Genomic DNA, 12728 nt, shown 5'->3' with positions numbered 1-12728 from the left:
AAAAATATTAATTAGATGGTGTATCGTCAAGTGTCCAGGTTAAATCTGCTGTATACTTGGCTGCACCTGCCACACCTGCTGGAACAGAAAGTTTGATGGCTGTGTCTTTTGTAGCTCCATCTTTCCCCCCAAAGTCAAGTAAACTATTACCAGAGCCGTGACCAGCCGTTGCTCCCAATATTGTTGCCGATTGTACTCCAGGTGTCAAAACTGTAGTAGCTGAAGAAATATCTGCTGGGTTTGCTGTACCAGCTCCTTGAATCTCAGCATCACCTAAAGTCACTGTTGCTCCTGTTAATGTACCATGACCATTCGCTACTAAATTACTATCAGCTGTTGTGAAGTCCGTCATTTGAACTTTTAAATTCCAACCTGAGAAAGTCCCACGATTATCTGCAACTTGAACATAGTTGGTACGTGTCGTATTATCATCTAATTTTTGTGCAGCAGCATTGTAGACTTCTGCTTTATTGCTTACAGGATGACTTCCAAAATCAAAACTTGAGGCATAGACGATAGTTAAACCACTATCAGGCATTGTCGGTCCTACTGGATTAACGCCATCTGGTTCCGTTGGTTTTACTGGAACAGTTGGGTCTTGCGGGTCAACTGGACCTGTGGTATCTGTTCCGGCGGTAAAAGTCACCTCTCCTTGCGTGCCATATGATTGTGTTGTAGCTGCACTGGCAAGTTGTGGAGTTACTGATGTTGCTAATATCCCTAAAGTTGCTAGAGAGAGATATTTTGTTACTGATTTAGACATATAATGTCCTCTTTTCTATAATAATGTGTGTTACAAATTAATTTGGCACGTTTGTCGGTAAATCAGACAATATCCAATTTAAAGTTGTAGTGTAAGCAGTCGCATCCTTGGGGGTATCTCCAGGAACAAATAATGAAACTGCTGTTGTTAAGCAATCTTCAGTGACCATTGAATCGTTTCCCCAGCGAATTACCCAAGTTCCAGCTCCTTCGCCAGTTGAGGCAAGAGCTACTTGAGTTTCAACACCGGGAATAAGTCCCGAAATTGTTTGTGTTTTGGGAGATTTTTCATTAGTAAAAGAAGCTGTTTCTGAACTTTTTAAATTAATCGTTGCTCCTTTAAGTACTTTGTACTTCTGAGGGCCTGAGTCAATTTGAGTAAATTGTGTTTTTTCGACTACTTTTAAGTTCCAACCGGCAAATGTTCCTCGACGATCGGTTACTTGAACATAATTTGGTGTTAAAACTTCAGAATCAAAATACTTTTGGGCTTTAGCTAAATATGTTTGATCTCTATTAGAAATTTTATGATTCCCAAAGTCAAAACTTGAAGCAAAATCAATTGTCAGTGAGCCATTTCCCCCTGGATTAGGCTTTGAACCATCTGGATTTTGTGGAAATACAGGTAAAGTTGGATCAGGTTTGTTAGGATTAACAGGGGGTTGAACTCCGCTACCTGGACCAAAACCAACTATTCCTTGCGAATTATAGCTTTGGACTTCTGCTGCATTAACTCGAAATTCCAATCCTAATGTCATTAAGATGAGAGGTATACTTAACCATCTTATTTTTTTCACAGTACCCTCCTTTTCATAGTTTAGAAATTATAAACATTTAATTTCCCGGGGTATTCGTTAAGGACCAAATTAATTGTGTCGTATATGACGTCGCTTTATTTGTACCAGCAATAACTTTAAGACTGATTGGTGATGCTGTAGAAACTGCTTCATTACCCAGATGCGCTCCACCATTTTCTTGGTAATCTGCATTAGCTCCTAGACCATATACCCAAGTTCCCATCCCTTGATTTGGACCTGCTCCTAAAATTTTGCTAGCAGCTGTACTAACAACAAAATTAGTGTTATTGATATAACCGGGTTTTGCAGCAGTGGTTCCATCGGTATAACCTTTACTAAAAGATAGTTCTGCTCCGGTTAGCTTTTCTCCTGAAGTATTTTGAAATTGATCGGATTCTGCAACAGTCAAGGTCCATCCATCCCAGGTTCCGCGTGTATCAGTAACTTGAACATAATTAGGACGTGTCATATCAACTGCACTTCCATCTTTATCTTTGCTAATCCACTGTGCATGAGCAAAGTATGTGGCATCCTTTGAAGAAATTTTTTGTGTTCCAAAACTTAGACTTGAAGCAAAATCGATTGAAAGTGCTCCTCCTGTTCCGGGTGTTGGGTCGGTACCATCAGGATTTGTTGGTCCTACAGGGACAGAGGGGTCTAAAGGATCAACGGGGTTAATTCCAGTATTGTCCCCTTCAGCAAAGTTAACATAACCATTTGATGTATAATCTCCACCGGTGCTTGCGGCATCAGCTTCACTGGCAATTATTGGTCCCACGATTAATGCAGCAGTTAGTAGTACCGTTGATTTTAATAAAATTTTATTCATTTATTCTCTCCTTTTATCAAAATCAGACTTATGGTGCTGGTGTAACCGCAGATGTATTTCCATCCCAATCATTTCCTGGAACGGCTTGCAAGCTCCAATACAAATCTGTAGTATATGGTGCCGCTTTCTCAATCAAACCTGCAGGAACAGCCAAACTAATTGCTGATTTTGTCGCCACTTTAGTATGATCTGTGGTATTGGCTGTATCAACTGAACTTGCATCATAGGCATCTACATCACCAAAATTATATAACCAAGTTCCTGCTCCTTCATTTTTTGCAGCTGAAACTAGTTTTGTTGCTACTCCTGGTGTGAGCGTTCCTGAAGCAACAACATCACTTGGCTTCCCAGCGGTAATACCATTTCCTCCAAGGAGAGTGCCTCCGGTAAAGCTAATTTGTGCACCACTAAGTGCATATCCAGGATCTGTTGATGTTCCAGTAGTCATATGAAGATCTGAAGCTTGTGTTAAACTTAATGTCCAACCTGATAGCTCACCTGATTGGTCTGTTACTTGAGCATAGTTAGGCACTACTTTTACAGCGTTAGATTGATCTTTTACCATATCAGGATGTGCATAATAAGTTTTAGATTGAGTGGAAATTGATTGGGTTCCGAAGTAAAGGGTTGAACCATAATCGACAGTAAGATTTCCAGAAGCACCTGGAGTACCTGGGTCTACTGGTGTTACAGGATTAGTTGGGTCTGTTGGATCAAGAGGGTCGACTGGACCAGTTCCTGCTTGTAAAGTCAAATTTGCACTTGAAGTGTAATCCCCACCTGTAGTCGCCGCACTAGCGGTTGTGATTATCATAGGGGCAGAAATCAATATGCCGGCAAGAAGTGTTGTTGATTTTAAAATTAGTTTATCCATTAAGTTTCTCCATTTGTTTTATCCTTAAAAAAGGTGCAGTAATCGACTATTATTTATTTTCTATAAAGTTAACCTCCCTCTTTCTTTTTTATAAACTATTATGCTTGCCAAAATTAATAAGCCAACATAACTAGTTACCATTGATGAGAATTCCATATCTCCTGTTTTTGGGAGTATGGTCTGAGTAATCGGTAGGTCTTTTTTAGGATTTTCTTTACTACTTGAACTCGATTCTGGTCCTACCCAATTTCCCGTAAATCCAACTTGACCTTTTGTACCATAACTTGTTGTATCTGCTGAACCCATGGTCGTCAATAAATTTGACGATGAGAATAGCAATAAAATAATTAATACTAATTTTTTCAATATTCTTTCCTTTCTTAATCTTTACATTTACAAATTTTTATCTTTGTAATCAATAAAAGACCTCTCTTTCTCTATAAATTCTAATGTAATTTCCAGAAAAACTTCAATTTTTCGGAAATTTTTTTCATTGTATTGCAATGTTTTTGCTCAATTTTAGGTCTTGATTTGTTTAGGTAATTGAGTAATGTGTAATTTTACAGATATATTTTTTAATAATCGTGTAGTTAATCTTGTACAAAATAATTAATTATTATATAATATAATTGTATGTATCTAATTTTTTTAGTTACAAAGTAATTCTAGAGTGAAAATTTGATAAGTTAACTAGTGTTCTTTACGAAAAATTGAAGTTTTTCGGAAAGAACACCGCTAATAGAAAGTTTTTTCTTGCTATTTTTCTAATGAAACTTTATATTTACTAAAAAAAACAATTTATTACTTCATAAATTGTTTTTTAATATGAAAAAAATAGTATAAAATTTCCCAAAAGTGATACAATGATAAGAAACATTTGAAAATCAACCACTTCTTCTGTCAATAAAATTTACTAGATACTTTACTGACAGAAATTTTTAAGGATTTTATACCATGAGTTTTATAAATATTGTTATGTTGCCTGATTTCATCAGTATTATTTCAGATGGACAAATTACAACCAACAAAGTTCTTACCCAAAGTCATTTTAAAAAATTTGAAAGTAATCCAAATGGGTTCGTTGTTGGAATTACCGGATTTGAATTGATTACCAATAATATTCGCAAGAAATTTTATTATCAACCTAATTTAAATTTTGAGGAAGCTGAACTTTTGCTTAGGGCTGAACTTGAAAAATATAAAAGTAAGCAAGTTAATTTTGGTCAACATATTTCTTTTAATGCTGTCATTGCTGGTTTTCCTATTGAAACCCCCAAAGTCCCTAAAGCTTTAAGTTTTCATGTTGCAAATCAAAACATTTCTGAACGCTATTATGAAAAATCGGCAATTCTTTCTTTGATTCCCGATGATATTTCTTTCAACCCCAATCAAATTATTACTGATAATCTGAATAAATCTTTGAATATCACTCCCACTTTTCAAGTTCAAACCCTTCAACGTAATGCACTTTATAAAGTTGCAGACCAATCCAAAACGGTCAATAAAGTTATTTTTCAAGAAATAATTGGACCTAAAATTACTGACAAAAATCACTATTCTAGCTGTCAGTGAAAATATTTGTTCTGTCAGTAAAAAAAAGACTGAATTAATCAGTCTTTTTTTCATCGTTTTTATTTTGATTGGCCTTTGATAAAGTCAATTTACCATGAGGATTGTATTTCTTTAACAAGTCATCAATCCGTTCATCGGTCCAATAATCGGCTGAGGCAATAAAATTTCCGTCTTTGTCACGGTCACCAATAATTTTAAATCCCATTTTTAATCTCCGAAAATATTGAAATTTTTAATCTACAAATTCAAATTCAAATTTTTGAATTCTAACGTAATCGCCATCCTTGGCTCCCATTGAACGAAGTGTTTCGTCAACACCCATCGCGCGCATTTGGCGAGCAAATTTCATAACTGATTCATCATGATCAAAATTAGTCATGATAAAGAGTCTTTCAATCTTATCACCAGATAAGCGCCATCCACCATCATCATCACGAGAAACTTTAAATGGTTTTTCTTCTTCTTCAAAGCCGTAATAAGCTGTTTCATCCGCTAATTCATCTTCATCATAAAGTAAGAATTCTGGTGTTTGTGCAAGTAATTCACTTGTGCGTGCAAGCAAACCTTGAAGTCCTGTTTTAGTCAGGCCAGAAACTTCAAAAATTTCAGGCATTTCTTTATCAGGACCTAAATCAGCAGCTAATTTTTCTTTAAATTCAGCTAAACGTTCGGCAGCTTCTGGCATATCCATTTTGTTGGCAACAATAATTTGTGGACGTTCCATCAAACGTAAATTGTAAGATTCTAATTCATCATTGATTGTTTTGTAATCTTCGTATGGATCTCGTCCTTCAAGTTCTGACATATCGAGAACATGAAGAAGGACACGTGTACGTTCAATATGACGCAAGAATTGAATTCCCAGTCCTGCACCAGAGTGCGCTCCTTCAATCAATCCTGGCATATCTGCCATAACAAAACTATCTCCATAACCAACTTGAACCATTCCGATATTAGGAGTGATTGTTGTGAAATGGTAAGCGCCAATTTTAGGACGCGCATTTGAAACAACTGACAATAATGTTGATTTACCAACAGATGGAAAACCAACTAAACCAACATCTGCTAAAACACGAAGTTCCAAAAGTAGAATTTTATCTTCTCCTGGTTCTCCATTTTCTGCTACCTCAGGTGCTGGGTTACGTGGTGTGGCAAAGCGAATATTTCCACGACCGCCGCGACCGCCTTTAGCAACCGCAAATTCTTGGTCTTTTTCGATTAAGTCAACTAAAACATCACCAGTTTCGTTATCTTTAACAGTCGTTCCTTGAGGAACATGAACAATCAAATCTTCGGCTCCACGACCGTGCATTCCTTTGTTCATCCCTTTTTCACCTGGTTTACCACGGAAAATACGGTTATAACGGAAATCCATCAAAGTTGACATTCCTTCATCAACTTTAAAGATTACAGAACCGCCTTTTCCCCCGTCACCACCGGCAGGACCACCATCTGGAACATATTTTTCACGGCGAAAAGCAACTGCACCATCGCCACCTTTACCAGCTTTTACTTCAATTCGTGCTGTATCTAAAAATAAAGACATACAGTTTCTCCTCTAAATTTTCTTTATATAGTTTATTTATTATTTTTCCACAAAAATGCGTGCTATCTATTATATCATTTTATCAGCTTTTTTTATAGCTTGCCCTGTGCTAAAAAAGTGACAATCCTAAATTATCACTTTTTTTATTTTTAATTTGAACTTGTTGTTGTGCTTTGAGCAGTATTTTCACTACTTGCATCAGTCTTTTTCGCATTTTGAGCAGAAATAGATGCTGATTTTGAGGTAGATAATTGTGAAAGATAAGCATCATAAGCAGCTTTTGGCTTCGTATAAATACCAGCTTCCATATCTACAACTTGTGGTGCTTGAACTTGTTTAGCAACACTTGGATAATATGGCAGGCGGTCAGCTAATTGACTCAATGAAACTCGAACCTGATTTCCGTCACTCATATCAATGGCAATGAAATCTTTCGTCGCATCTGTAGGAGTTTTAGTAACATTAGTCATCAGTGATTTTATTGCTGGTTTAAGCGTTTCATAAGCATTTACAAAAGTTTTAACTTCTTCGTCATTAAAATTTTGTAAAACTGGCAATTTCTCAAGCTTAGTTGCATCAACTGGTGTTGTAATCACGTAACCGTTATTTAAGACAAGGTAAGTTTGATCATTACGTTTGACATAGACACTGTTTGTATGTTCTTTTACAATGGCCTCAAAGCGATTAGGAAAATGGTAATTGATTGTAACGGCAGAAATTCTAGGGAATTTTTGTTCGATTGTCGCTTCAATTTTTTCCTTATTATTTAGGATATTAAAAATACTATCACTTGTTTGAATTCCAGAAGCTAATGCAACTTGTTCGCTACTTTCATTCGCATTTCCAAAAACACTAAAAGTTGATATTTTGCTGAGAGGTGAAATCAAATAAAGAGAGCCGACGAATGCCAGAACAACAATTGCTAAGGCTGGCCACATTTTCTTTAAAAGTGGAGCTGAACCTTTAAATAAAGAAGAAAATCTCGAAGGTCTTTTGATTTGATCTTCTTCACACTCATATTCATTCTCTTGAGAAAGTTGTTCTAACTGAGCAATAATTTTTTCATTTTCAATCGGAGCTTCGCTTGATTGAGTTTCTTCGTTATTAGTCTCAAAGCCTTCTTCTAACAACTCAGCTGACTCAGCTTCGTCTCTAGTGTCATCAAAGTTTTTTTCAGTTTTTGGGAGACTTTTAAGAAAAGGTGAAGAAAAATGAACCTTTTTAGGTTGATTTGCTTTCTTTTCTTTTTTGGCTTCTTCTGCTTTTCTTTTCTGATATTCAAGATGTTTTTGCTGCCAAGGGGTTAAGTTATTATCTTTTTCACTCATTTATTTACTAATTTCTTTCACTAGATTGTAAAGGCGTTGGCTAGCATCTGGAACGCCCGCTTTTAGACTAGCTGCTTGCATTTCTTGATACTTCTCATTATTTTCGAGTATATTTGAAATAGCTTCAATCAAAGTTTGACCCGTTAGGTCTTCGTCTTTGATGATAATAGCTGCACCTTGGTCAACGTATTCTTGAGCATTTTTAGTCTGTTGGTCAGCTGTCACATTTGGACTTGGGACATAAACGGCTGGTAAGCCTAAAGCGGTAACTTCAGCAATAGTTGTTGAACCAGAGCGTCCTAAAAAGAGCTGACTTTTTGCTAAAAGTTCTGTCATATTATTAATATAAGGACGAATATCTAAATTAGAATTTTCTTTATATTGATTAAAAGTTTCCTTGTAATCATCATAATAAATCTCTCCTGAAGCATAAACGGTTTTAAATGAACGTTGTGCTAATTCAGGAAGGGCTTCAATAAAAGCATTGTTAAGTTTTAAAGCGCCACGTGAGCCACCGAAAATAACAACCGTTGGCTCTTCAAATTTTTCTACTTGAGCCGCTGCATCTGCAACTTCTTGTGCCCTTGGATTTCCAGTAAAAGTTGTTTTGCTCGCTGGAAAATATTGTTCTGCTGCGTGAAAACCTACTGCAATTCGGTCAACTTTTTTAGCAAGAAAACGATTAGTTATTCCTGGGAAAGAATTTCCTTCATGTATAATTGTTGGAATTTTTAATTGCGCAGCAGCATAAACAACTGGCCCTGCCACATATCCACCAGTTCCCAAAACAACATCCGGTTTAAATTCTTTCATAATTTTTTTAGCATCTGAGACAGATTTAAAAAACTTATAAGCTGTTTTTAAATTTTGCGGACTAAGTGAACGACGTAATCCTTGAATATCAACTGTTTTTAATTTAATTCCTGCTTGAGGGACAATTTTTGCCTCCAAGCCTTTTTTCGTTCCAATATAAAGCACTTCTGTATCTGGTTCTACTTTTTCCAAATACTTAAGGAAAGCTAGCGCTGGATAAATATGACCGCCTGTGCCGCCACCTGTAATGATAATTCGCATGTTTGTTTTTCTCCAATAGTTTGGGGATTCTCTGACAAATATTTTTGTACCCAAGTTTCATTAAATCCTGTTCTCTAATAAACAAGAAAATAATGATAGAAATAAAGTACAAATTAAATCTGATAGCTGTCAGCAAGATGAATCGTAATTATTCTTTCTGTCAGTAAAATTAATTTTAACATAAATTAATTCAATAGTTGTCAGTACTTTTATTTTTTCAAATTTTCAAAGGCTTGAATGAATAAATCACCGCGTTCTTCAAAAGTTTTATATTGGTCCCAACTTGCACAAGCTGGACTAAGTAAAATTGTATCTCCTGCTTGCGTTTGAGGTAGAATTTCTTCGAGGGCTTTTGCAACATTTTCGCTATCAAAAACGGGAATATTCAATTTTTCTGCAGTCAAACGTAATTTATTTGCTGTTTGACCAAAAACAACCATTCCTTTCAAATCTTGCAAGTCTTTTTCTAACTCTTCAAAACCATTTCCACGATCAAGTCCGCCAGCTAAAAGCCAAAGTTTACTATTATCAAAACCAGAAAGTGCTTTTTGAGTAGCCAAAATATTGGTTGCCTTGCTGTCGTTATAGACTTTACGACCATCAATTTCACCAAGATATTGCAGACGATGTTTTACGCCAGCAAAACTTGTCAGTACTTCTACAATCGCTTCATTTTTTGTCCCTTGTAATTTTGAAGCTACAATGGCTGCTAAAGCATTTTCTAGATTGTGCTCACCAGGAAGTGAAAGTTCAGAAACTTCCATGATATATTCATCATTAAAATAAATTTTTCCATCTTTAGAATAAGCACCATTAACTTTTTCTTTTGTTGAAAAAGCAAGAACAGTCGCTTTCGTTTTGTCAGCCAAATTACGACATTTTTCTTGATTAAAATTGAGAATCAAGAAATCATCTGAGGTCATATTTTCTTGAATTCGCCATTTTGCAGCTTCATAGGCTTTTTGCGAACCATGATAGTCTAAATGAGCTGAAAATAAATTTGTAATTAAGGCAATTTTAGGGCGGAAGCTATCAATGCCCATCAATTGAAAACTTGAAAGTTCCATCACTAATGTATCAGAAGCACTCGCTTTTTCGGCTACTTCTGACGCTGGAAAACCAATATTCCCTGACAATTTTGCTGACTGACCATCGGCATTTAAAATATCAGCAATCAATGTTGTCGTCGTTGTTTTCCCATTGGTTCCGGTAATTCCAATGATTGGAGCTTCACTGATGAGATAAGCAAGTTCAACCTCAGTAATTACAGGAATATTCAATGCTTCAGCTCGTTCAACCATTGGGTTATCATAACGAATTCCTGGATTTTTAACCATTAGTGCAAAATCTTCATCCAATAAATCAATAGGATGACTCCCTGTGATGACTTTAATTCCTTCTTCTAAAAGTAATTGCGCTTCTTTATTTTCTTCAAAAGGTTTGCCATCATTGACCGTAACAATCGCACCCAACTCATTGAGCACAAGGGCAGCAGCCATTCCAGAACGGGCAAGTCCAAGAACTAAGAATTTTTGATCTTTAAATTTCGTTATTTTTTTCATTTTCTATTCCTTTTTAAGTTGTCAGTAAAATATTTCACTGACGACTTTATCTAATCTATTTTACCCCTAATCGGGCTTTTTTTCAACAGTCTTATTTACTGACAAGTCTGTCAGTAATTTTTTCAAAAAAATACAAAAAGCTGACCTATTTGTCAGCTTACTTTTTAATAAGATAGAACTCAGCAAGAAGAATCATTTCTAACCTAGAAAATTCGTTGTTAGATTTGCTGACTTACGAAATATACTAGTTGTTACACCGAGAGTCAGCAGTAGTGAATCTGGAAAGATAGTCTCCAAGCATCTACACTTTATCCTGTTATAAAGTATGAGACTTAGAGCGTAATAAGTAACACAAAATAACGATTTGTTTTGCTTGATTCTTACCGTATTATGACCGAACTCAGTGGAAACAATAATTTTCCGATGAGTGAGTAATAAGGTATCTAGCAAGAGCACCCATTCACGCTTCAAAGCGTTATAAGCAGTGATACTTAGAGCGCTTGAGCATCTTCTTCTGAGGTTCTAATTCGAATTACACGCTCAACAGGTTGAATGAAGATTTTACCATCTCCCACTTCGCCCGTTTGAACTGCTTTAATAATCACATTAACAATATCATCAACTTTTTCATCGATTGATACAATTTCTATCTTTAACTTTGAAAGTAAAGTAGTTTCAATTCGTTGACCACGAACATATTCTGTAAATCCTTTTTGTTCACCATAACCCAAAACTTGAGAAACTGTCATCCCATGCACCAAGTCATTATCTGATAGGGCTGCTTTCAAATCTTCTAATTTATCTGTCCGAATAATCGCTTCAATTTTTTTCATATTTTTTCTCTCTTTGTATCTTACATTTTTACTGACAGACTTGTCAGCATACTTCAAAGACATCATTCAAAATTGATTTTACTGACAAACTCACAATTTTATATAAGAAATATCTGTCAGTAAAATTAAACTTAAGAATCCAAACCTAAGAAGGTTGGATAAGCAGTTTCTTCGTGCTCACTGTCGTCAAGTCCAATAGCTTCAGCACGGTCAGATACACGAATTGGCATAAACAAGGCAATTACTTTAATAATGATCCAACTCACAAGAGCAGTGAAAATAACTGTGAAGACAACCGCAGATACATTAGCCAAAAGCAATTTCCCAGAGCCATAGATTAAACCAGCGTAGCCTTTTTCTGGTGCCAAAGCCGGCGTTGCAAAAATTCCTGTCATAATTCCGCCAAACATCCCGCCAATACCGTGACAACCAAAAGCATCTAAAGCATCATCATATCCCAATTTCTTTTTAACTACAGAAATCATAAAGTATGATAAAGGACTAACCAAAAGACCAATAATCAATGACGACCATAAAGAAACAAAACCAGCTCCTGGAGTGATGGCCACCAAGCCAACTACCGCACCAGAACAAGCACCAACAATTGAAGGTTTACCAATCAATATTTTTTCAACAATCATCCATGAAAACATTGCTGCTGCAGCTGCTGTATTGGTCGTCATAAAGGCGTTAATTGCCACACCATTGGCAGCAAGCGCTGACCCCGCATTAAAGCCGAACCAACCAAACCATAGGAGACCAGCGCCCAAAACAACAAAAGGAATATTATGTGGACGATAATCTAAACGTTCGTAATCTCGACGTTTTCCAAGTACTAACGCAAGTACAAGTCCTGTCACCCCACTTGAAATATGAACAACATCTCCACCCGCAAAGTCAATCGCATGAATTTGAGCCAAAAATCCACCGCCCCAAACCATATGAGCCAAAGGATAATAAACTAAAATTAACCAAGCAGTCATAAAAATCAAAATTGGTGTAAATCTCATTCTTCCAACAACAGATCCCGTAATTAGAGCTACTGTGATAATCGAGAACATCATTTGAAAACCAGAAAAAAGTCCATCTGGAATATGATTAGCAGGGAAAAGTGAATTTTTAGCCATATCCACACCATTCATAAACAAATGGTTGAAATCACCAATCCAACTATTGCTTCCTGAAAATGAAAATGAGAAGCCAATAATTACCCATAAAATAGAAGCCAGAGTCATTGGTGCAAGAGACATCATCATTGTGTTTAACACATTTTTTCGGCGTCCAAGTCCTCCATAAAAAAATGCTAATGCAGGCGTCATCAAAAATACCAATGCCGCACAAATTAAAATAAATGCAATTGAGCCTGTGTCCATAAAATTTCTCCTTTAAAAGTTCGAGATTAAAACAGAATATTTATCAATATTTTCTGACAATTTAATCATGTAATAAAATATAACACAACTTTCTAAACAAGTCAATTATTTTTATATTTGATGTTATAAAACATGACATGAGTCGCAAAAAAAGAACTGCCCTTTAGCAATTCTCTTA

At 36.0% G+C, this 12728-nt stretch carries 13 protein-coding genes; 1 reads left to right on the top strand and 12 read right to left on the bottom strand.

From position 1 onward, the window contains the following. Positions 1 to 7: 7 nt before the first annotated feature. The 5 genes from HFD15_RS02445 to HFD15_RS02425 are packed head-to-tail and all read right to left on the bottom strand — an operon-like array spanning position 8 to position 3628. Entirely contained in the window at positions 8 to 763 is a 756-nt protein-coding gene (locus tag HFD15_RS02445) for a WxL domain-containing protein (protein WP_023188710.1), read from the bottom strand. A gap of 37 nt (positions 764 to 800) precedes the next feature. Then, on the bottom strand, positions 801 to 1559 hold the full coding sequence (locus tag HFD15_RS02440; RefSeq protein WP_167593198.1) for a WxL domain-containing protein: 759 nt from the start codon (positions 1557 to 1559) through the stop codon (positions 801 to 803). 37 nt (positions 1560 to 1596) lie between these two features. Then, positions 1597 to 2388, bottom strand: a complete 792-nt coding sequence (locus HFD15_RS02435) for a WxL domain-containing protein (protein ID WP_012898201.1) — start codon at positions 2386 to 2388, stop codon at positions 1597 to 1599. Between the two features lie 28 nt (positions 2389 to 2416). After that, on the bottom strand, positions 2417 to 3262 hold the full coding sequence (locus tag HFD15_RS02430; protein WP_003130736.1) for a WxL domain-containing protein: 846 nt from the start codon (positions 3260 to 3262) through the stop codon (positions 2417 to 2419). 60 nt (positions 3263 to 3322) lie between these two features. After that, positions 3323 to 3628 carry a hypothetical protein gene (locus HFD15_RS02425; RefSeq protein ID WP_017864793.1) on the bottom strand — a complete coding sequence of 102 codons (306 nt, stop codon included), beginning with the start codon at positions 3626 to 3628 and terminating at the stop codon, positions 3323 to 3325. 588 nt (positions 3629 to 4216) lie between these two features. On the opposite strand from HFD15_RS02425, the gene HFD15_RS02420 reads away from it, so the two are divergent. Then, positions 4217 to 4834, top strand: coding sequence for a hypothetical protein (locus tag HFD15_RS02420; RefSeq protein WP_039115689.1), 618 nt, complete (start codon positions 4217 to 4219; stop codon positions 4832 to 4834). Positions 4835 to 4868: 34 nt separating this feature from the next. On the opposite strand, the gene HFD15_RS02415 is transcribed toward HFD15_RS02420, so the two are convergent. The 7 genes from HFD15_RS02415 to HFD15_RS02385 form a co-directional block, all read right to left on the bottom strand. Beyond that, positions 4869 to 5039 (bottom strand): hypothetical protein, encoded by a 171-nt coding sequence (locus tag HFD15_RS02415; RefSeq protein ID WP_017864795.1) that lies wholly within the window; start codon positions 5037 to 5039, stop codon positions 4869 to 4871. 27 nt (positions 5040 to 5066) lie between these two features. Beyond that, on the bottom strand, positions 5067 to 6380 hold the full coding sequence (gene obgE / locus HFD15_RS02410; RefSeq protein ID WP_003130743.1) for a GTPase ObgE: 1314 nt from the start codon (positions 6378 to 6380) through the stop codon (positions 5067 to 5069). Positions 6381 to 6529: 149 nt separating this feature from the next. Continuing rightward, positions 6530 to 7708: a cell division protein FtsQ/DivIB gene (locus tag HFD15_RS02405; protein ID WP_167593199.1), complete on the bottom strand. Its 1179-nt coding sequence runs from the start codon at positions 7706 to 7708 to the stop codon at positions 6530 to 6532. Further along, complete coding sequence (gene murG / locus HFD15_RS02400; protein WP_058207893.1) at positions 7709 to 8782, bottom strand: undecaprenyldiphospho-muramoylpentapeptide beta-N-acetylglucosaminyltransferase; 1074 nt, start codon at positions 8780 to 8782, stop codon at positions 7709 to 7711. A gap of 209 nt (positions 8783 to 8991) precedes the next feature. Further along, complete coding sequence (murD, locus tag HFD15_RS02395) at positions 8992 to 10344, bottom strand: UDP-N-acetylmuramoyl-L-alanine--D-glutamate ligase (RefSeq protein ID WP_058207894.1); 1353 nt, start codon at positions 10342 to 10344, stop codon at positions 8992 to 8994. Between the two features lie 491 nt (positions 10345 to 10835). After that, positions 10836 to 11177 (bottom strand): P-II family nitrogen regulator, encoded by a 342-nt coding sequence (locus tag HFD15_RS02390; protein WP_167593200.1) that lies wholly within the window; start codon positions 11175 to 11177, stop codon positions 10836 to 10838. A 131-nt stretch (positions 11178 to 11308) separates the two neighbouring features. Next, on the bottom strand, positions 11309 to 12550 hold the full coding sequence (locus tag HFD15_RS02385) for an ammonium transporter (protein ID WP_039115695.1): 1242 nt from the start codon (positions 12548 to 12550) through the stop codon (positions 11309 to 11311). Between the last annotated feature and the right edge of the window lie 178 nt (positions 12551 to 12728).

This window comes from Lactococcus sp. EKM203L (genome assembly GCF_011800585.1).
Lineage (GTDB): Bacteria > Bacillota > Bacilli > Lactobacillales > Streptococcaceae > Lactococcus > Lactococcus lactis.
Note: the sequence above shows the minus strand (reverse complement) of the source record. Positions and strands in the feature narration are given on the sequence as shown.

What these genes read in the sequence shown, in the direction of transcription:
- HFD15_RS02445 (WP_023188710.1), bottom strand. Translation starts at nt 763, where the DNA reads ATGTCTAAATCAGTAACAAAATATCTCTCTCTAGCAACTTTAGGGATA.
- HFD15_RS02435 (WP_012898201.1), bottom strand. Translation starts at nt 2,388, where the DNA reads ATGAATAAAATTTTATTAAAATCAACGGTACTACTAACTGCTGCATTA.
- HFD15_RS02430 (WP_003130736.1), bottom strand. Translation starts at nt 3,262, where the DNA reads ATGGATAAACTAATTTTAAAATCAACAACACTTCTTGCCGGCATATTG.
- HFD15_RS02420 (WP_039115689.1), top strand. Translation starts at nt 4,217, where the DNA reads ATGAGTTTTATAAATATTGTTATGTTGCCTGATTTCATCAGTATTATT.
- HFD15_RS02415 (WP_017864795.1), bottom strand. Translation starts at nt 5,039, where the DNA reads ATGGGATTTAAAATTATTGGTGACCGTGACAAAGACGGAAATTTTATT.
- obgE (WP_003130743.1), bottom strand. Translation starts at nt 6,380, where the DNA reads ATGTCTTTATTTTTAGATACAGCACGAATTGAAGTAAAAGCTGGTAAA.
- HFD15_RS02405 (WP_167593199.1), bottom strand. Translation starts at nt 7,708, where the DNA reads ATGAGTGAAAAAGATAATAACTTAACCCCTTGGCAGCAAAAACATCTT.
- murG (WP_058207893.1), bottom strand. Translation starts at nt 8,782, where the DNA reads ATGCGAATTATCATTACAGGTGGCGGCACAGGCGGTCATATTTATCCA.
- murD (WP_058207894.1), bottom strand. Translation starts at nt 10,344, where the DNA reads ATGAAAAAAATAACGAAATTTAAAGATCAAAAATTCTTAGTTCTTGGA.
- HFD15_RS02390 (WP_167593200.1), bottom strand. Translation starts at nt 11,177, where the DNA reads ATGAAAAAAATTGAAGCGATTATTCGGACAGATAAATTAGAAGATTTG.
- HFD15_RS02385 (WP_039115695.1), bottom strand. Translation starts at nt 12,550, where the DNA reads ATGGACACAGGCTCAATTGCATTTATTTTAATTTGTGCGGCATTGGTA.